This is a genomic window from Streptococcus sp. HMSC077F03 (assembly GCF_001812375.1).
GTDB classification, from domain to species: domain Bacteria; phylum Bacillota; class Bacilli; order Lactobacillales; family Streptococcaceae; genus Streptococcus; species Streptococcus oralis_S.
The window spans coordinates 364,909-383,462 of record NZ_KV808793.1; the positions used below are offsets into that span (position 1 = coordinate 364,909).

The following is an 18,554-nucleotide window of genomic DNA, read 5'->3' on the forward strand; positions in this document are numbered from 1 at the left end:
TATTCTACACTTTTCTAGCAAAATTTCAAGTATTATTTGTAATTTTCTGAAAATTTTTTCAACACAAAAAGAATCAGCCCTCTGGACTGATTCTTTTTAAGAATTTGCTTTATTTTCTTTAAAGACTTCTTTGAGGTAAGCATCGAAAACTTCTTCATCTGAAATGGTGTCAGATATAAAGCTTCCGTTGCTAGTGCGTTCTGACAAGTTCAAATCTTGCAATCGGCTTTCATAGATTGTCCCCTTGTTAGATTGGACAAGCAGTGTTTGGTCGTTCTCTTCCACTTCTGTACTAAAGAGATCACCAACGAAGCCTTGCTCTGCAACTGCTCCAACCAAGAAGACACGGTGCGGTTTGTTTTTTAACTCACGCAAGACTTGTAGTCCTCGTTTGGCACGGCTGGTCGCTGGAATTTCCTCACAAGAGACACGTTTCAAGCTACCACGTTGGGTCAAGAGGTAGAAGGATGAAGTGTTACAGATAAAGGCGGATTGGAGGACATCATCTGCTTTCAGGTTCATAGCCTTGACACCCGCAGCCTTGGCACCGACAACGGGAACCTCTTCGATATTGAAACGAAGGGCATAACCATTTTGACTAATCAAGAGAACATCATCCAGTTTGATTGGTGCTACTGCTATGATCTGGTCTGTCTCGTCTTTGAGCTTAGCATACTTAACAGATTTAGACTTGTAGGTCCGCCATGGAGAGAATTCTTTGCGTTCTACGCGTTTGATTTGACCAAGGCGAGTTGCTGCAAAGTAGGTTGTCGCATCATCAAACTGATCCACTACTTCTGCATAGAGAATTTCTTCGTTAGTTTCAAAGTTTGTAATCGTTTGGCTCAAGTGCTCTCCGATGTCCTTCCAGCGAATGTCTGCCAATTCATGGATTGGTCGATAAATGACATTCCCAAGAGTTGTAAACATCAAGAGGTGCTGGGTTGTCTTGGCAGTTTGTACAAAGATCAAACGATCATCATCACGCTTGCCAATTTCTTCCAGAGTGGATGCTGCAAAGGAACGTGGACTGGTACGCTTGATATAACCTGCCTTAGTCACGCTGACATAGGTATCTTCCTCGGCAATCAAACTAGCTGTATCAATCTCGATTGCTTTCGCAGTATCTTCCAAAGTACTCAAACGTGGTGTCGCAAATTTCTTTTTAACCTCACGGAGTTCTTTCTTCATGAGATTGTACATAGTCCGTTCATCACCGATGATAGCCGCAAGCATGGCAATCTTTTCACGAAGTTCTGCTTCTTCTTCCTGCAAGACAACCACGTCTGTATTGGTCAAACGGTAAAGTTGCAAGGTAACGATGGCCTCAGCCTGCTCTTCTGTAAACTCATAGCTGACCTTGAGGTTTTCCTTGGCGTCAGCCTTGTTCTCAGAAGCACGGATAAGAGCAATGACTTCGTCCAAAATCGAAATCACGCGAATCAAACCTTCAACGATATGGAGACGTTTCTCAGCCTTTTCCTTGTCAAAGCGTGAACGAGCCAAAATCACTTCACGACGGTGGGCGATATAGCTAGACAAAATTGGGACAATCCCAACCTGACGAGGTGTGAAATTGTCAATCGCCACCATGTTGAAGTTGTATTTGATTTGAAGGTCAGTGTATTTGAAGAGATAGTTGAGTACGAGCTCGGTATTAGCATCTTTCTTGAGCTCAATAGCGATACGAAGACCGTCACGATCAGACTCATCACGAACCTCAGCAATACCAGCTACCTTGTTATTGACACGAACATCATCGATTTTCTTGACGAGATTGGCTTTATTGATTTCATAAGGAATCTCAGTGATAACGATTTGCTCCTTACCGCCTTTTAGCTTTTCAATCTCCGTCTTAGAACGAACAACCACGCGCCCCTTCCCAGTTTCATAAGCCTTCTTTATTTCGTCACGCCCTTGAATGATAGCCCCTGTAGGGAAGTCTGGCCCAGGCAAGAATTCCATGAGCTTGTCCACCTTGGCTGTTGGGTGGTCAATCATGTAAACTGTCGCATCGATAACCTCAGCCAAATTATGGGGAGGAATATCGGTGGCATATCCAGCCGAAATCCCAGTCGATCCATTAACCAAAAGGTTTGGAAAGGCTGCTGGCAGGACTGTCGGCTCTTTCTCGGTATCGTCAAAGTTCCATGCAAAAGGAACGGTCTTTTTCTCGATATCCTGAAGGAGATAACCAGCAATCTCAGACAAACGCGCCTCGGTATAACGCATTGCCGCAGGCGGATCTCCGTCCATAGAACCGTTATTACCGTGCATTTCGACCAAAATCTCACGGTTTTTCCAATCCTGAGACATACGAACCATAGCATCATAGATAGAAGAATCCCCGTGTGGGTGAAAATTCCCCATGATGTTACCGACAGACTTGGCCGACTTACGGTAGCTCTTGTCAAAGGTATTGCCATCCTTATTCATCGAATAAAGAATACGACGTTGCACAGGCTTCAATCCATCACGAATATCTGGCAAAGCCCGGTCTTGAATAATATACTTGGAGTAGCGACCAAAGCGCTCTCCCATGATGTCCTCCAGGGACATGTTTTGAATGTTAGACATAGGATACTAAGCCCGTAAAATGCAAAGTGAAAATAGGAAATTCTTAAAGCGAGCGATGCTCACAAGAGAATTTATCTTTTTCACACAGTATTTAGGGCGTGTTCAACTCCTTTCAAAGAATGTAGAGTGGTTTTTATAGAATAAAGGATAATTTATAGAAATTAGTCCCGTGTTCAGTTACTATATATAACTAAACTATCTTTTCTGTAGTTTAATCTTTTAAAATATATACTTTATTTAGTTGGTGATTTGAAAGTCTCTCCTCAGCATACTCGATTATCTTCTCAGCTACTTCCATATCATAGTCAAATCCCATCTTGTGAGCAAGGAATTGAGCTTCTTGGTGGAAAAGTTCCATGGTAGCAAATAAAGACTGAGTGAGTTTTTCTAAACTTGAGAAATCAAGTAGGTTCGAGAATTGTTTCTCTTTCTCAGCAGGTAGATAGTTAAAGAGATATTTATAGTTCTTACCAATATCAATCGTCCCCTTATCAGCTGCAACTTGCCAAGCCACGACCTTCAAGAGTTCTTGCTGACAAATCCCATAGAGATGGTCAGTAGCATAGATGACTTGCTTGCGACAAATTCCTTTAACCACGTAAGCTGACACCCACCAAAATTCATTACAAGTTTTTTTAAAATCCATCTCACTAGCTGGATGTATCCAGAAACGTTCTGGCCTGGGATAATAAGACTCAAACAAACCCTTAGGATCCTCTAGTACCGTGAAATCCGCTTCGTTTTCTAACCACTCTTGAATTTGGTCTTTGGGGCAGAGGGTTAAATCAATCCGATTGCCATCTTCGAAAAGCATGAGGTAGAGACGGCGATGTCCCAGAGTAACCTCTTGCTCGATGATACGTTTGCCGAACTGGGTCAGCCAAGAAAGATCCCTCGTCAGATAATCTAAGTCATCCACAATATAGACAACATCATAGTCTTGAAATTCATCTGTTTGAATCTTTTGGTTTGTACGTGAACCAGATAGAGCCACAGCATCAACCTGTAGCACTTTTGCGGTTTGCAAAATCACATTAAACATCTCGGTTTCAGTTCTCATGGGAATACCTGCCTTTTTAGTGGAAACTCTTGATTCTGTAGAGGACATGTCTATAAAGCAGACTGTCTGCTGGAACTTTTTAATTATCAAATTCTTTGACAAATTCCATGCTCAGTTTTTGCTTGACTTTTTGCGAAAGTTGATAGAGTAAGGATGTAAAAGAGTAAACTTCTGACAAGCCAGCCTGCTGAAAAGCAAAGTCTAGACAGGCTTGGGCCGCCTCCGTCGCATAACCATCTTGGCTAGTTCAAGCGAATCTGTCAGACCCAGTTTGTTGTCAAGCGTCATTGGCTGTCTCCTTTCATTCAGATTTTCTAAATCCTGTACCAACAGGCTTAAAACTTATTGACCGATAAAATCCATCTGCTTCAGATATTAATTCAATCCGTGTCAAAGGATATTTTTTGTGGATCTCCTCAATCAGCTGCTGTCCCAATCCTTTTCCGCGATAGGCTTTATCAATGATAATCTCAGCTAAAAAGGTCGTCATGACTTCATCTGTCAAGTAGCGTGCAAAGCCAAGGATTTTCTGGTCCTCTTCAAGCACCAAGTAATGGGACAGATTTGTTGAAAATAATGATGTCACTTTTTCCTCTGTAAAAGAAAGCCATTTTTCATTTTGATAAAGGGAATAAATAGCTTGACAATCTTTTGTGCTTGCAGGTCTGATTATCATTTTCTACTCCTTTCAAATCCGATGCGACCACTAACAATTTTTCAACTCAAATTTAGTTATATTCTAGTTGCTCTCCGTCGCTTCTTCCCTCGCCTTCTTAGCTGGCTTGCGTTTTTTATAGCGACTACGAATAGCGTTGAGATGGTCACGGAGATCGGCATACTGCTTTTTATCTGGATAAGCATAGGCGTTGATTGCAGAAAAATCCACAAGGAAGTCATAGATTTCTTGCAGTTTCGCACGGACTTCCTTGTTTTGACTAGGTGCCTTGCCTTTTTGCTCAGCCAAGCGCTCCTTATAGGCTTTTTCAAACTGAGCCTGCGCCTTTGTCAAGGTTTCTACATGAGTTGTCAAATGCAGAGTTGAAAGGGCAGTTTGGTAGTCAGTATCTTTTAGCTCATTGAGCAAATGGTTAATAGCTTCTGTCTCTTTTTCGTAGCTCATACTCGTTAGCCCAGCATAATTTTTGAAAAATTTGCTGAGTTTGTCGTAAGCTTCCTTGCTACCTGCCTCTTTCACACGAGAGAAGGCCTTGACCAAACTAGTCAAGGTAGAAAGCGCATCATCACGCTCACGATCAGACGCTTCCAGACTAGCCACCGTTTGACTGGCCTTGGAACGGTGCAAACCAGCTTGCAAGGTCTCAAGAAGTTTTTCCATATCCTCAAGCTTCGCTGCGTAAACCTGCTCAGACTTATTGGCTTTTGTAAAAGCCTCCAACTCGTCCTTGCTCTCAGATAGAAGTTGGAAGAATTCGTTGTTTTCTAATGCTTTTGTATCTAAACTGCTAATTTCATAAATTTTTTCATCTGGATAATCTCCTAATTTTTTTATTTTAATGTACTTTTTACTTCGTCTGATTTTCGGAAAATATTTCTTACGTCAAAATTTCAAATGCCAAAAAAGAAAGTTCACCTTTTCCCCAAAAAACACATATCTGATTTTCGGTTAATTGGAATTTCCCCCAAAAATTTCTGGTTGAAAATTGGATAGTCTTAATTTATCCTAAACAAGGTTTCTAGAAAATTAGGTAAAATGGAAGTCTAATTTTACAATACTTTTCTTAATGGAAATATATTTATTAATAGTCTGGATACAGAGGATCGAATACACTAATAACTTTATCAGAGAGATAACGACTTAACGCATGGAAGTTATTGTCATCTGGTAAAGATCTTTCAAAACTAAATTCCTTCTCCATTGTAAGATCATCGACATTCCATTTAACTCCTAATAGTACTAACAGTCTTTGCTTATCTTCCTCAGAAAATTTATTTCCACTGTTTAACAATAGTCTAAGTCTACTAAATTCCTTATCAAGATATTTAAAAGTGTGGTCATAAATATTTTCATCGCCATTAATTACCATCTCATTTTCAGGAAAATAAGATATATTTTTTGTGTAGTCTTTTAAATCTTCATATCTATCATCTGAAAGGGGTTCTCTTCCAAAGGGGGTAGTTAAAAATTTTTCAGTCATTATCTTAGATGGATTATCTTTATAAGAATATTCAATGTTAGTAAATATCGCCAAGAAGGGATAAACTCTCAATTCGAATGCAATATCATCCGAACCTGGTTTCCCGTATATTTTTTGTCTCAAATCCCTAGCACCTAGTTTACCAAAAAAGTTTTTCGGCAAAACTGACGTCTCAATTTCATCAATTGTTTTACCTGTACTTGTTTGACTTATAACATTTTCATAAGAAGTAGGTAAAAGAATAAGTGTTGACCTTCTACTTCCATCTTTAAAAATATAATATAACTTTGCTGGAACATACATGAAATAAGACGGCTGTGGAGGGATGGATAGTGGCTTTTGTGATTCATTATATAGAGTGTAGCTTGGATTGTCCTGCCATAAATTTTGGACGATATTAAAATTTGTAGTGTCTAAATAGCTATTTCTTTCTAAATTTTTTTTATTATTTTCCTGAGTTTGACGATTATTCTCTTGATTTTTTAGATTGTTATCAATAGTTTGATAACTCATGAGGGCTGTAATTACAAGCGAAACCAATGAAATAATAATTGATGTATTTTTATACCAAGGTTTATTCTGTTCTTCTTGTCTGATTAGAAATGGCTGCGGTAATTGAGGTAATTCAATTTTTGTATTTTCAACATTACTGATATCGTTTTTTAAATTTTCTTTCACCTTTCTTGGAATCTTAACTTTTTGACTCTTTTTATTAGACATCCATTTTCCTCCCTAAAATACCATCTCCCCACTCTCCTCCAGCGTAAACTTGATATTGTCTTCAATCTACTTGCGACATGGTTCGACCTTGTCTCCCATGAGGACATTGACACGGCGTTCAGCGCGTGCTAGGTCTTCGATTGTGACACGGATAAGAGTGCGGGTTTCTGGATTCATCGTTGTTTCCCAGAGTTGGTCCGCATTCATCTCACCAAAACCCTTGTATCGTTGGAAGACAACTTCCACTTGAAAACCATTGTCTTCTCCTTCAAAGTATAGGGCTGGCGTCAAGGTTTCCTTTCCTTCATTATTGAAAGTAGTTAACTTGGAAATAGATTAGCAAACTTTACCTGTATAATTTTTGATACCTGTGATATAATTCAAAATCCAACAATCCTGTCACAGTTTCTATAAAACGAAATCTTACTTTGCTTATTAGCTGAAATAACCTAATGTTTAGTTAAAATTAAAGATTAACCTTTTTGTCATTTTACTGATCCTTTTTAAATTCGAAGCCTTGACCATTAGTAGCAGAAAGTCCGTCTGAATTAAATATTTCAAGATGAATTGTATCTTTATCTTTCTTTTCAACCTGATATCGAATTCCATTATCATCAACTAAGTTTACAACCGAATCTTTACGATCCTTTACTTCTAGATCCTCAGCTATTTTGCTTTCACCACTTAAAATAGTCCACTTCCCACTTTCTTCTTTAAATTCATACTTAGAATTTGTTTGATTACTAGTCCATGTACCTTTTAGCCATGCCTCCTTCGAGGCACAAGCAGATAAAATAACAGCCATAAAAGCAACTAATAGAACAGCATATATTTTTTTCATCATAACTCCTTTGTAATTCTAAAATTTATTAAAATACTGTCGCTTCTTCCAGCGTAAACTTGACATTATCCTCAATCCACTTACGACGTGGTTCGACCTTATCTCCCATGAGGACATTAACGCGACGTTCTGCGCGTGCTAGGTCTTCAATCGTGACACGGATAAGAGTGCGGGTTTCTGGATTCATGGTTGTTTCCCAGAGTTGGTCCGCATTCATCTCTCCTAGACCTTTGTAGCGTTGAAGGGTAGCGCCTTTACCAAACTGCTTGCGGAGTTCTTCTAGCTCTCCGTCCGTCCAAGCATAAGCTACTTCTTCTTTCTTGCCTTTGCCTTTGGACATCTTGTAAAGAGGCGGAAGGGCGATATAGACATGTCCTGCCTCGACTAGTGGACGCATATAGCGGTAGAAAAAGGTTAAGAGCAAGGTCTGAATGTGGGCACCATCTGTATCCGCATCGGTCATGATAATGATCTTGTCATAGTTGGCATCTTCAATAGAAAAATCTGCTCCCACACCCGCACCGATGGTATAAATCATGGTATTGATTTCTTCATTTTTGAGGATATCCGCCATCTTAGCCTTGGCTGTATTGATAACCTTACCTCGAAGGGGTAAGATAGCCTGGAACTTACGATCACGACCTTGCTTGGCAGAACCGCCGGCAGAGTCCCCCTCAACTAGGTAGAGTTCATTCTTTGCAGGGTTTTTAGACTGGGCTGGAGTCAATTTACCAGAAAGCAAGCCCTTGTCTTTTTTATTTTTCTTACCATTTCGGCTCTCATCACGCGCTTTGCGAGCTGCCTCACGAGCATCACGCGCCTTGATAGCCTTGCGAATGAGATTGGAAGCCAGTTCCCCATTTTCCATAAGGAAGAAGGTCAACTTATCAGCCACAATCCCATCCACAACTGGACGAGCCAGAGGACTTCCAAGTTTGTCCTTTGTCTGACCCTCAAACTGGAGGTGTTCTTCCGGAACCAGAATAGATAGAACGGCTGCTAAACCTTCACGGTAATCTGACCCTTCAAGGTTTTTATCTTTTTCCTTGAGAAGCCCTGTCTTACGAGCGTAGTCATTCATGACCTTAGTAATGGCAGACTTAAGTCCTGTCTCATGCGTTCCACCATCTTTAGTACGAACGTTATTGACAAAGGATAGAATGTTATCTGAAAATCCATCATTGTACTGGAGGGCAACTTCCACTTGGAAACCATTGTCTTCGCCTTCAAAATATAGGACTGGCGTCAAGGTTTCCTTGTCTTCATTGAGGTAAGAAACAAAGTCTTGTACCCCGTTCTCATAATGGAATTCGATTGCTTCATCTGTTCGCTTATCTGTCAAAGACAAGGTAACATTTTTTAAGAGAAAGGCTGACTCATTGAGACGTTCTGAAATGGTATTGTACTTGAAGTCAGTCGTAGAAAAAATCGTCGCGTCAGGCATGAAAGTGACTTTGGTACCTGTCTTAGACTTGGGTGCTGTACCAATTTTCTTCAAGGTTGTGACGGGTTTCCCGCCATTTTCAAAACGTTGCTTGTAGACTGTACCGTCACGGGTAATTTCAACTTCCAACCAACTTGAGAGTGCATTAACAACCGAAGAACCGACTCCGTGAAGACCACCAGATGTTTTGTAGCCACCCTGACCGAATTTTCCTCCAGCGTGGAGAATGGTAAAGATAACCTCAACAGTTGGAATTCCCATAGCATGCATCCCAGTCGGCATCCCTCGACCATGGTCTTGAACCGTTAGACTGCCGTCTTTATTGATGGTCACATCAATGCGGTCACCAAATCCAGACAAGGCCTCATCGACTGCATTGTCCACAATTTCCCAGACTAGGTGATGGAGACCAGCACCGTCAGTCGATCCAATATACATCCCCGGACGTTTACGGACCGCATCCAACCCTTCTAGCACCTGAATGGCGTCATCATTGTAGTTATTAATATTGATTTCCTTTTTTGACACAAGGAACCTCCTATTTGTTCATCTTTTCTATTTTACAGGTTTTCTAGCAATTTTGCAAAGCTTTTCCCTTTCAGCTGTCACAATTTCACAGGATATTCTCTGACTTTCGATACCATTTCATGGTATAATAGGTCTATGATGACATTTGTATTATTAATTTTAGCTTATTTGCTAGGTTCGATTCCGTCTGGTCTCTGGATTGGACAAATCTTCTTTCAAACAAATCTGCGTGAACATGGTTCTGGAAATACTGGTACGACCAATACTTTCCGTATTTTGGGTAAGAAAGCAGGGATGGCAACTTTTGTGATTGACTTCTGTAAAGGGACCTTGGCCACTCTCCTTCCTATTCTTTTCCACCTTCAAGGTATATCACCTCTTGTATTTGGACTTTTGGCTGTGATTGGACATACTTTCCCTATCTTTGCAGGATTTAAGGGTGGCAAGGCTGTTGCAACCAGTGCTGGAGTGATTTTCGGATTTGCGCCTGTTTTCTGTCTCTATCTAGCAATCGTATTCTTTGGAAGCCTCTATCTAGGCAGTATGATTTCACTGTCTAGCGTTACCGCTTCTATCGCAGCCGTTATCGGAGTTCTCCTATTTCCACTATTTGGTTTTATCCTAAACAGCTATGACCCTCTCTTCATTCTGATTATCCTAGCACTTGCTAGCTTGATTATCATTCGTCACAAGGATAATATCACACGTATCAAAAATAAAACTGAAAATCTTGTCCCTTGGGGGTTGAACCTAACCCATCAAAATCCAAAAAAATAAAACGCCAGTTTGAAACTGACGTTTTTTTGTATGCTTATTTTGACTTGATGTAGTTGATACCGTCTGCCTTAGGTGCAACTGCTTTTCCAAAGAAGGCTGCCAAGACAAGGATAGTCAAGACATAAGGCGCGATTTGAAGGTAAACCGCTGGCACTCCTTGTAGGAAAGGTAATTGAGAACCGATAACTGCCAAACTTTGTGAAAGTCCAAAGAAAAGACTAGAAAGCATAGCACCAATTGGGTTCCATTTACCAAAGATCATCGCAGCAAGGGCGATAAATCCAGGACCGACAATAGTTGTCACTGAGAAGTTAACTGAAATGGATTGAGCATAAATCGCTCCCCCAATTCCACCAAGGAAACCTGAAATAACAACCCCAAGATATCGCATCTTGTAGACATTGATCCCCAAGGTATCCGCTGCTTGAGGGTGTTCACCAACAGAGCGAAGACGAAGACCAAAACGTGTCTTAAAGAGAATAAACCAAGCAAGGAAAGAGAAGGCAATCGCGATATAACCTAGTAGACTGGTTGACTTGAAGAAGATATCTCCAATCACAGGGATATCAGCCAAAACTGGGAAATCAAAACGTCCAAAAGTCTGGCTTAAGTTATCCGTTTGTCCTTTGTTATAAAGAACTTTAACCAAGAAAACTGCTAGGGCAGGAGCCATCAAGTTCAATACTGTACCACTGACAACATGGTCCGCACGGAAATGAACTGTAGCGACTGCATGGATGAGAGAGAAAATAGCTCCCACAATACCAGCAACTAACAAGGAAATCCAAGGAGTCGCTGTTCCAAGTTGTTCTGCAAACTCAAGGTTAAAGACAACCCCAGAAAAGGCTCCCATAACCATAATTCCTTCAAGACCGACGTTAACGACACCACCACGTTCAGAGAAGACTCCTCCGATACTCGTAAAAATAAGTGGTGCTGAGTAAATCAGCATAGAAGAGACCAAGAGGGTGAGTAATGTTGTAATAGACATCCTTACTTACCTCCTTTAACTTGTTTTTTAGGTTTGACAAAGCGTTCGATAATATAGTGAACGCTGACAAAGAAGATAATAGACGCTGTTACAATGCTGACAAGCTCAGATGGAACTTGCGCAGCGTTCATACCCGGTGCTCCTACTTGCAAAACTCCAAATAAGAAGGCCGCAAAGAGAATTCCAATTGGTGAATTTCCAGCAAGCAAACTAACTGCCATCCCGTTAAATCCGATAGCTAATGATGATCCCTGAACGTAAACGTTTTGGAAAGTTCCAAGACCTTCGACCGCTCCACCAAGACCAGCCAAAGCACCAGAGATAATCATTGATAGAATGATTGTACGTTTTGCTGAAATACCAGCGTACTCTGAGGCATGGGGATTGAGACCAACTGCACGAATTTCAAAACCGAGAGTCGTTTTCTTTAGCAAGAACCAAATCACAGCTACAGCAATGATTGCAAAGAAGATTCCGATATTCATACGGGAATTTCCAGTCAACTCTGATAACCATGGTGTCTGGTATGTAGCGTTGGCACTAACACGAATCGTTGAATCTGTACTTTGCATAATATCTTTAGGAAAGGCATGAATAAAGGCATTTCCCACATACAATACAATGTAGTTCATCATGATGGTCACGATAACCTCTGATGTACCGAGATAGGCTCTGAGGATACCTGGAATCGCACCAACAATTCCACCTGCGATCAAAGCAATGATCACTGTTAATGGAATCAAAACGAGACGTGGCATATCTGGATTTGATAAGGCAAACCAACCACTGAGAATCCAGCCTGCAAGTGCTTGACCAGGAAGCCCAACGTTAAAGAAACCTGCTCGACTGGCAACTGCGAAACCAAGACCTATCAAGACAAGAGGACCCATGGCACGGAAAATTTCTCCAATTCCACGGAGGCTACCAAAAGCTGTATAGAACAACTCCTCATAACCCCAGATAGCATCATATCCGAAGATCCACATGACAATGGCTCCGAGCAAGATTCCTAAGAATACGGAAATCAAGGGAACCGAAATTTGTTGTAATTTTTTAGACATCACTCTTCTCCTTTCCCAAGTTTCCACCTGCCATCAAGACACCAAGTTCTTGTTTGTTAGTTGTTTCTGGCGATACAATACCTTGAATCTTACCATCGTGAATAACAGCAATTCGGTCTGAGACATTTAAAATCTCATCCAATTCAAAGCTGACAACAAGGACAGCCTTCCCGTTATCACGTTCTTCAATCAAACGTTTGTGGATATATTCAATGGCACCGACATCCAAACCACGAGTTGGCTGGCTGACGATAAGGAGATCAGGATCACGATCAATCTCACGAGCGATAATCGCTTTTTGTTGATTTCCTCCTGAAAGAGCTGCTGCTGGAACAAATTCACTGGCAGCACGGACGTCAAACTCTTCCATCAATTTCTTAGCATGTGAAGTGATATTGGCATAGTTTAAAATACCGTTCTTGCTGAGTGGTTCTTTGTAGTAGGTTTGAAGAGCGATATTTTCAGAAATCATCATCTCCAAAATCAAGCCATCACGGTGACGGTCCTCTGGAACGTGGCCCACGCTTAGTTCAGTAATTTGTCGAGGATGCATCCCCACGATTGATTTGCCTTTTAATTCAACGCTACCTGACTCAACCTTACGAAGACCAGTAATGGCTTGAATGAGTTCAGATTGACCATTGCCATCAATACCTGCAATACCAACAATTTCACCAGCACGAACATCCAAGGATAGATTTTTCACTGCTGGTACACCGCGGTTTTCATTGACAACCAAGTCTTTGATAGACAAGACCACTTCTTTGGGTTGTGGTGCTTGTTTTTCCGTTTTAAAGGAGACTGAGCGTCCAACCATCATTTCTGCCAAGTCCGCATTGGTTGCTCCTGCAATCTCAACCGTCTGGATAGATTTTCCACGACGGATAACTGTCACTCGATTCGATACTGCACGAATCTCATCTAACTTGTGGGTAATCAAAATGATGGACTTCCCTTCTTTGACAAGGTTTTTCATGATTGCCATCAACTCATCGATCTCTGAAGGAGTTAATACGGCTGTAGGTTCGTCAAAGATAAGGATATCAGCACCACGATAGAGTGTTTTCAAGATTTCTACACGTTGTTGGGCACCAACGGAAATATCCGCCACCTTAGCAGCAGGATCTACTGCCAAACCATAACGTTCAGAAAGAGCCTTGATTTCTTTAGTAGCACCAGCTATATCTAGAACACCATTTTTAGTGATTTCACTCCCTAAAATGATATTCTCAGCTACTGTAAAAGCTTCAACCAACATGAAATGTTGGTGAACCATCCCAATTCCAAGACCAGCGGCTTTAGATGGTGAGTCTAGTTTTACAACCTGACCATTCACCACAATTTCACCACTTGTTGGTTCAAGAAGTCCTGCCAGCATATTCATCAGAGTGGATTTACCCGCTCCATTTTCTCCTAAAAGTGCATGGATTTCACCTTTTCGCAGTTGCAAGTTGATTTTGTCGTTTGCTACAAATTCACCAAACACCTTGGTAATATCCCGCATCTCAATGACATTTTCGTGTGCCATATGCTCTTCCTTTCAGAGGTTTATTTTATTTCAATAAAACCTGCTAATCACATTAACAAGCTCTATTGAGACAAAAATTGCCTCAATTCTTAAAGAAGCGACCGATGGCCGCTTCCTAAGAAATGACTTTTATCCATTATTTTTCAGGAACTTTTACGCTTCCGTCAAGGATTTTAGCTTTTGCATCTTCAACAGCTTTTTTACCTTCTTCTGAAAGGTTTGTTACTGCTAGCTCAACCCCTTTATCTTTCAATGAGTAAACAATCACTTGTCCACCAGGGAATTCACCTTTTTCTGTTTTGTTGGCAATATCTTTTACAGTTGTACCAACTTGTTTCAATGTAGATACAAGAACGAAGTTAGATTCTTTACCATCTTTAGAAGTGTATTTACCTTCTGCTGCTTGGTCACGGTCTACACCGATAACCCAAACTTTTTCGTCTTCATTTTTGTTTTCGTTCAATGATTTTGCTTCAGCAAAGACACCAGCACCTGTACCACCAGCTGCTTGGTAGACAACGTCTGCACCGGCAGCATATTGAGCTGCTGCAATTGTTTTACCTTTGGCAGCATCACCAAATGAACCAGCGTAGTCAACTTGGACTTTGATAGATGGGTCTACTGACTCAACACCAGCTTTGAATCCAGCTGCAAAACGTGAAATAACTTCAGATTCGATACCACCTACAAAACCAACTTGTTTTGTTTTTGTAGTTTTTGCTGCTGCAACACCAGCAAGGTAAGCTGCTTCGTTATCCGCAAATCTTACGCTCGCAACATTCTTTTGACCTTCAATCACATCATCAATCAAGACATAGTTTAGGTCAGAGTGGTCTTTTGCTGCTTCCTCAACTGCATTGTGAAGGGCAAAACCAACACCGAAGATCAGGTTGTAACTTCCAGCCGCTTGTTGCAAGTTGTTAGCATAGTCTGCTTCGCTTGTTGATTGGAAGTAAGTGTAACCTTTATCTTTAGAAAGATTGTGTTCTTTACCCCAGTCTTGCAAACCTTCCCAAGCTGATTGGTTAAATGATTTATCATCAACACCACCAGTATCTGTTACGATTGCTGCTTTGGTCTTCATTTCTGATGAAGATGAAGTTGCGTTACGAGAAGAGCGGTTACCACATGCAGCAAGTCCAACTGCTGCTACTGCAACTAGACCAAGGCCTAGCCATTGTTTCTTGTTCATTACTGAACCTCCTAAATAAGATGTGCAACGATGTTGCAAGTATGGATTGGTTGGCCACAAGGACCGCATCACTCAGAGAGTGACTCAGACTAGTTTAAGTCTGTAAATGAGTATGGAAGTAACTCCCCGACCGTCATCTCGACCGTCGATTTATCTTTAGCGACTAAAGTCACTTTTAGATCTTGTTCAAAAAATTCAACCATGACCTGGCGGCAAGCACCACATGGTGAGATGGGTTTTTCAGTTTGTCCGTAGACAATCAATTCTGAAAACTCCCGTTGCCCCTCCGAAACTGCTTTAAAAATAGCAGTACGTTCTCCACAATTAGTCAAGGGATAACTAGCATTCTCGATGTTTACACCCGTATAAATACTACCATCCTTGGCTACTAAAACAGCTCCAATAGGAAAATGAGAATAGGGTACATAGGCTTGTTTACTGGTTTCAATGGCTAGTTCAATCAACTCAGTAGTCGCCATCAGCCAATTCTCCTTTTAAAATCGCAACGCCAGCTGATGTTCCGATACGGGTAGCACCTGCTTCCACAAAAGCAACGGCATCCGCATATGAACGAGCTCCACCAGCTGCCTTAACTCCCATATCTGGCCCGACTGTTTTACGCATCAACCGAACATCCTCAATAGTGGCACCACCAGTTGAGAATCCTGTAGATGTTTTGACAAAGTCAGCGCCTGCTTTCTGGGATAATTGGCAGGCCACAACCTTTTCATCGTCTGTCAACAAGCAAGCTTCGATAATGACTTTCACCAACTTATCACCACTTGCTTCTACGACAGCACGGATGTCCGATTCAACCAAATCCAGATTGCCTGATTTGAGGGCACCGACATTGATAACCATATCAATCTCGTCTGCACCGTTTTGGACAGCTTCTTTTGTTTCAAAAGCTTTCACAGCTGAAGTTGTTGCTCCCAAAGGAAAACCTACTACTGTACAAACCTTTACATCTGAGCCTTCAAGTCCTGTTTTCGCATGTTTCACCCATGTGGGATTGACACAAACGCTGGCAAAGTCATACTCACGCGCTTCAGATAGCAAACGATCAATTTGTTCTTGGCTTGCATCTTGCTTTAAAAGCGTATGATCAATATATTTATTTAACTTCATATTCGGATTCTCCCTGGTTTTATGAGATAATTTCTATAATTTCTCGTAAACTTTGCACTCCATCATTTATTTTAACATATTTTTGAAATTCTGTAACTAGTTCAGAAGAAATTTTTCCATTTGTATAAACTTTTGCAACAATTTCTCCTTTTTGAACGGAGTCTCCAACTTTCTTTTCAAAAACAATCCCTGTTTCATAGTCCAAGTCATCAGACTTGACTGCACGACCAGCTCCTAGTCTCATGGCATAGAGCCCAAATTCCATAGCTGGAAGAGCTGAAATAACACCTGTTTCCTGAGCTGGAATTTCCACCACATGAGCAACCTTGACTGGACGATAGAGATCTTCTAAATCACCGCCTTGTGCTGCTACCATTTCTTCAAACTTAGCCAGTGCTTGGCCATTTTCCAGGTGTCGACGGATTTCCTCGATCGTTTTCTCAACATCAGCCAAGCCAAGCATAATCTGAGCCAATTCACAGATAAAGTGGGTAATATCCTGACGGCCTTTCCCTTGTAAAATCTCCAATGCCTCAAGGATTTCGAGACGATTGCCAATAGCTCTTCCCAAGGGTTGGCTCATATCGGTAATGACTGCTACTGTCTTTCGACCAACAGCCTTACCAAGATCCACCATGGTTTGAGCCAATTCGCGCGCCTCATCAACCGTCTTCATGAAGGCACCCTCACCGACCGTTACGTCTAGCAAAATGGCATCCGCTCCTGCAGCAATTTTCTTGCTCATCACCGAACTAGCAATCAAAGGAATCGTGTCGACAGTTGCTGTCACATCACGAAGGGCATAGAGAAGTTTATCTGCTTTAACCAGCTGATCGGACTGCCCAATGACAGATACACCAATATCTTGTACCTGACGAATGAAATCTTCTTGACTTCGCTCAACTTGATAGCCCTTAATGGACTCCAATTTATCAATTGTCCCACCAGTATGACCGAGGCCACGACCACTCATTTTAGCAACGGGCACACCGAAACTCGCAACAAGGGGAGCCAGAATCAAGGTCACCTTATCACCTACTCCACCAGTCGAATGCTTGTCAACTTTAACCCCATCAATAGCTGACAAATCAAACTCCTGACCAGTCTTGACCATATTCATCGTCAGATCAGAAATCTCACGTGTGGTCATTCCTTTAAAATAAACAGCCATAGCAAAAGCAGACATCTGATAGTCTGGAACAGTTCCTGCCACATAGCCTTCTACCAGCCATTTGATTTCAGCTGCAGTCAGTTCTTGACCATCTCGTTTCTTTTGAATTAAATCAACTGCTCTCATTCTTTCACACTTCTAAGGATATAATATCCCTTATCTTTCTTTACGATTTCACAATTTCCAAAAACGTCTTCCATCTTACTTTTAGCACTTGGAGCTCCTTGTTTTTTCTGAATGACAATGGTTAAATCTCCTCCGTCATTCAAGAAATCTCTGCTCTTTTCGATAATCTCATGAACAACCTGTTTGCCCGCTCGGATCGGCGGATTGGAAATAACATGGTCAAATTCCCCTTCAACTTGTTCATAGATATTGGATTGGAAAATCGCCGCTTCCACTTTATTACGTTCAGCATTTTGTCGCGCTAGGTCCAAGGCACGATTATTGATATCGACCATGGTCGCCTGAACTCCATAAGCCTTGACCAATGACAAGCCCAATGGCCCATAACCACAACCCACATCAAGGACCGTCTCTCCTTCATTGACCTCTAGGCACTTGAGCAAAAGCTGACTCCCAAAGTCAACCATTTTCTTGCTAAAAACACCCGCATCCGTCAAAAAGGTCATGTTTTCTCCCAACAACTCCACTCTCAACTCATGAATGTCGTGAGCAGCGTCAGGATTTTCTGCATAATACATTTTACTCATAAAACTATTTTACCATAATTTGGCTTGAATTGTAAATCGTTTACAAAGTGATGATCAAATGAAAAAAACTGAAGAATCCTAGCCAAAAAACCTTTTCTTCAATCTCTTTCAATTATTAGAAATACATTACAATCTATCGGGAACTACAAATTATCATAGTCAGGAAAAAAACAGATCGTCTACAATCAGGTACATTTTTACTATTGCTTAACCTTAAAATACTTTATTATCAACAAGATTCCCAATATGATGTTTAGATAAAAACCTAACTGATAAGTTTGTGTCAAGATTTCCAAACTTGTCCAAAGTCGTATCAAATCTTCTAGTGACATACGGAATAGATATCCTTCTGTAGCAATCCACAAAATCAAAAATAGATAACTGCCGGCAGCAAGCCATTTCGTCCACTGCTTTTTTACTAGCCAAGCAATCAAGAGCGAACAGATAAAGACAACTGTTACAATGGCATGTTCCATCAAAAAAGTAAAACCGTAATAGGTTTCTACAAAGCGTCTACCATTATCCGCATTCGCTCCCCTTATAAAAGGTAAGGCAAAACTTAAAATAAAACAGAGTTCCAATATATAACTTTTTAAGATTTTCATGACACACCTCCTATAAGTTGTGAACTAAAAAACCCACTTTTAATAACTGATAACTCTTCAGA

General features: G+C 41.0%; 17 protein-coding genes and 2 pseudogenes. 1 reads left to right on the forward strand and 18 read right to left on the reverse strand.

The annotated features are described in order from the left end of the window. Positions 1–96 precede the first annotated feature (96 nt). The 9 genes and pseudogenes from parC to parE form a co-directional block, all read right to left on the reverse strand. Positions 97–2,577 carry a DNA topoisomerase IV subunit A gene (gene parC, locus HMPREF2853_RS06995; RefSeq protein ID WP_083306898.1) on the reverse strand — a complete coding sequence of 827 codons (2,481 nt, stop codon included), beginning with the start codon at positions 2,575–2,577 and terminating at the stop codon, positions 97–99. A 211-nt stretch (positions 2,578–2,788) separates the two neighbouring features. Continuing rightward, entirely contained in the window at positions 2,789–3,637 is an 849-nt protein-coding gene (locus tag HMPREF2853_RS07000) for an aminoglycoside 6-adenylyltransferase (RefSeq protein WP_070535422.1), read from the reverse strand. Positions 3,638–3,653: 16 nt separating this feature from the next. Further along, positions 3,654–3,872, reverse strand: a pseudogene (locus HMPREF2853_RS10100) (GNAT family N-acetyltransferase); the annotation flags it as partial. Between the two features lie 66 nt (positions 3,873–3,938). Continuing rightward, positions 3,939–4,313, reverse strand: coding sequence for a GNAT family N-acetyltransferase (locus HMPREF2853_RS07005; protein WP_000586880.1), 375 nt, complete (start codon positions 4,311–4,313; stop codon positions 3,939–3,941). A 63-nt stretch (positions 4,314–4,376) separates the two neighbouring features. Beyond that, positions 4,377–5,033, reverse strand: a complete 657-nt coding sequence (locus tag HMPREF2853_RS07010) for a DUF6261 family protein (RefSeq protein ID WP_261674241.1) — start codon at positions 5,031–5,033, stop codon at positions 4,377–4,379. Between the two features lie 361 nt (positions 5,034–5,394). Further along, on the reverse strand, positions 5,395–6,513 hold the full coding sequence (locus HMPREF2853_RS07015; protein ID WP_070535425.1) for a hypothetical protein: 1,119 nt from the start codon (positions 6,511–6,513) through the stop codon (positions 5,395–5,397). Between the two features lie 66 nt (positions 6,514–6,579). Further along, a pseudogene (locus HMPREF2853_RS10200) lies at positions 6,580–6,747 on the reverse strand (hypothetical protein); the annotation flags it as partial. A 256-nt stretch (positions 6,748–7,003) separates the two neighbouring features. Then, on the reverse strand, positions 7,004–7,354 hold the full coding sequence (locus HMPREF2853_RS07025; protein ID WP_000725494.1) for a lipoprotein: 351 nt from the start codon (positions 7,352–7,354) through the stop codon (positions 7,004–7,006). A 28-nt stretch (positions 7,355–7,382) separates the two neighbouring features. Next, complete coding sequence (gene parE / locus HMPREF2853_RS07030) at positions 7,383–9,326, reverse strand: DNA topoisomerase IV subunit B (RefSeq protein ID WP_000037295.1); 1,944 nt, start codon at positions 9,324–9,326, stop codon at positions 7,383–7,385. A gap of 135 nt (positions 9,327–9,461) precedes the next feature. On the opposite strand from parE, the gene plsY reads away from it, so the two are divergent. Next, positions 9,462–10,103 carry a glycerol-3-phosphate 1-O-acyltransferase PlsY gene (plsY, locus tag HMPREF2853_RS07035; protein WP_049500527.1) on the forward strand — a complete coding sequence of 214 codons (642 nt, stop codon included), beginning with the start codon at positions 9,462–9,464 and terminating at the stop codon, positions 10,101–10,103. A gap of 34 nt (positions 10,104–10,137) precedes the next feature. On the opposite strand, the gene HMPREF2853_RS07040 is transcribed toward plsY, so the two are convergent. The 9 genes from HMPREF2853_RS07040 to HMPREF2853_RS07080 all read right to left on the reverse strand — a co-directional run bounded on the left by HMPREF2853_RS07040 (position 10,138) and on the right by HMPREF2853_RS07080 (position 18,492). After that, positions 10,138–11,094 (reverse strand): ABC transporter permease, encoded by a 957-nt coding sequence (locus HMPREF2853_RS07040; protein WP_000029140.1) that lies wholly within the window; start codon positions 11,092–11,094, stop codon positions 10,138–10,140. 2 nt (positions 11,095–11,096) lie between these two features. Beyond that, entirely contained in the window at positions 11,097–12,155 is a 1,059-nt protein-coding gene (locus tag HMPREF2853_RS07045) for an ABC transporter permease (protein WP_000038681.1), read from the reverse strand. Further along, entirely contained in the window at positions 12,148–13,683 is a 1,536-nt protein-coding gene (locus HMPREF2853_RS07050; protein ID WP_000929834.1) for an ABC transporter ATP-binding protein, read from the reverse strand. The genes HMPREF2853_RS07045 and HMPREF2853_RS07050 overlap by 8 nt, the downstream gene beginning before the upstream one ends. Before the next feature lie 136 nt (positions 13,684–13,819). Further along, positions 13,820–14,875 (reverse strand): BMP family lipoprotein, encoded by a 1,056-nt coding sequence (locus HMPREF2853_RS07055; RefSeq protein ID WP_070535427.1) that lies wholly within the window; start codon positions 14,873–14,875, stop codon positions 13,820–13,822. A gap of 89 nt (positions 14,876–14,964) precedes the next feature. Then, the gene (locus HMPREF2853_RS07060) at positions 14,965–15,354 is read right to left on the reverse strand and encodes a cytidine deaminase (RefSeq protein WP_000246111.1); all 390 of its coding nucleotides are present in this window, start codon (positions 15,352–15,354) and stop codon (positions 14,965–14,967) included. Then, entirely contained in the window at positions 15,341–16,003 is a 663-nt protein-coding gene (gene deoC, locus HMPREF2853_RS07065) for a deoxyribose-phosphate aldolase (protein WP_000773701.1), read from the reverse strand. Before deoC ends, HMPREF2853_RS07060 begins: the two co-directional genes overlap by 14 nt. A gap of 19 nt (positions 16,004–16,022) precedes the next feature. Next, complete coding sequence (locus HMPREF2853_RS07070) at positions 16,023–17,300, reverse strand: pyrimidine-nucleoside phosphorylase (RefSeq protein ID WP_001202928.1); 1,278 nt, start codon at positions 17,298–17,300, stop codon at positions 16,023–16,025. Further along, positions 17,297–17,887, reverse strand: a complete 591-nt coding sequence (locus HMPREF2853_RS07075; protein ID WP_080568689.1) for a class I SAM-dependent methyltransferase — start codon at positions 17,885–17,887, stop codon at positions 17,297–17,299. The genes HMPREF2853_RS07070 and HMPREF2853_RS07075 overlap by 4 nt, the downstream gene beginning before the upstream one ends. Positions 17,888–18,087: 200 nt before the next feature. Next, positions 18,088–18,492, reverse strand: a complete 405-nt coding sequence (locus HMPREF2853_RS07080; RefSeq protein ID WP_000698118.1) for a hypothetical protein — start codon at positions 18,490–18,492, stop codon at positions 18,088–18,090. Positions 18,493–18,554 lie beyond the last annotated feature (62 nt).

Bases quoted from the DNA above. Each gene is read 5' to 3' on its own strand.
- HMPREF2853_RS07060 (WP_000246111.1), bottom strand. From the start codon at position 15,354: ATGGCGACTACTGAGTTGATTGAACTAGCCATTGAAACCAGTAAACAA.
- HMPREF2853_RS07045 (WP_000038681.1), bottom strand. From the start codon at position 12,155: ATGTCTAAAAAATTACAACAAATTTCGGTTCCCTTGATTTCCGTATTC.
- deoC (WP_000773701.1), bottom strand. From the start codon at position 16,003: ATGAAGTTAAATAAATATATTGATCATACGCTTTTAAAGCAAGATGCA.
- HMPREF2853_RS07040 (WP_000029140.1), bottom strand. From the start codon at position 11,094: ATGTCTATTACAACATTACTCACCCTCTTGGTCTCTTCTATGCTGATT.
- plsY (WP_049500527.1), top strand. From the start codon at position 9,462: ATGATGACATTTGTATTATTAATTTTAGCTTATTTGCTAGGTTCGATT.
- HMPREF2853_RS07000 (WP_070535422.1), bottom strand. From the start codon at position 3,637: ATGAGAACTGAAACCGAGATGTTTAATGTGATTTTGCAAACCGCAAAA.
- HMPREF2853_RS07005 (WP_000586880.1), bottom strand. From the start codon at position 4,313: ATGATAATCAGACCTGCAAGCACAAAAGATTGTCAAGCTATTTATTCC.
- parC (WP_083306898.1), bottom strand. From the start codon at position 2,577: ATGTCTAACATTCAAAACATGTCCCTGGAGGACATCATGGGAGAGCGC.
- HMPREF2853_RS07025 (WP_000725494.1), bottom strand. From the start codon at position 7,354: ATGAAAAAAATATATGCTGTTCTATTAGTTGCTTTTATGGCTGTTATT.
- HMPREF2853_RS07015 (WP_070535425.1), bottom strand. From the start codon at position 6,513: ATGTCTAATAAAAAGAGTCAAAAAGTTAAGATTCCAAGAAAGGTGAAA.
- HMPREF2853_RS07070 (WP_001202928.1), bottom strand. From the start codon at position 17,300: ATGAGAGCAGTTGATTTAATTCAAAAGAAACGAGATGGTCAAGAACTG.
- HMPREF2853_RS07050 (WP_000929834.1), bottom strand. From the start codon at position 13,683: ATGGCACACGAAAATGTCATTGAGATGCGGGATATTACCAAGGTGTTT.
- HMPREF2853_RS07075 (WP_080568689.1), bottom strand. From the start codon at position 17,887: ATGAGTAAAATGTATTATGCAGAAAATCCTGACGCTGCTCACGACATT.
- HMPREF2853_RS07055 (WP_070535427.1), bottom strand. From the start codon at position 14,875: ATGAACAAGAAACAATGGCTAGGCCTTGGTCTAGTTGCAGTAGCAGCA.
- HMPREF2853_RS07080 (WP_000698118.1), bottom strand. From the start codon at position 18,492: ATGAAAATCTTAAAAAGTTATATATTGGAACTCTGTTTTATTTTAAGT.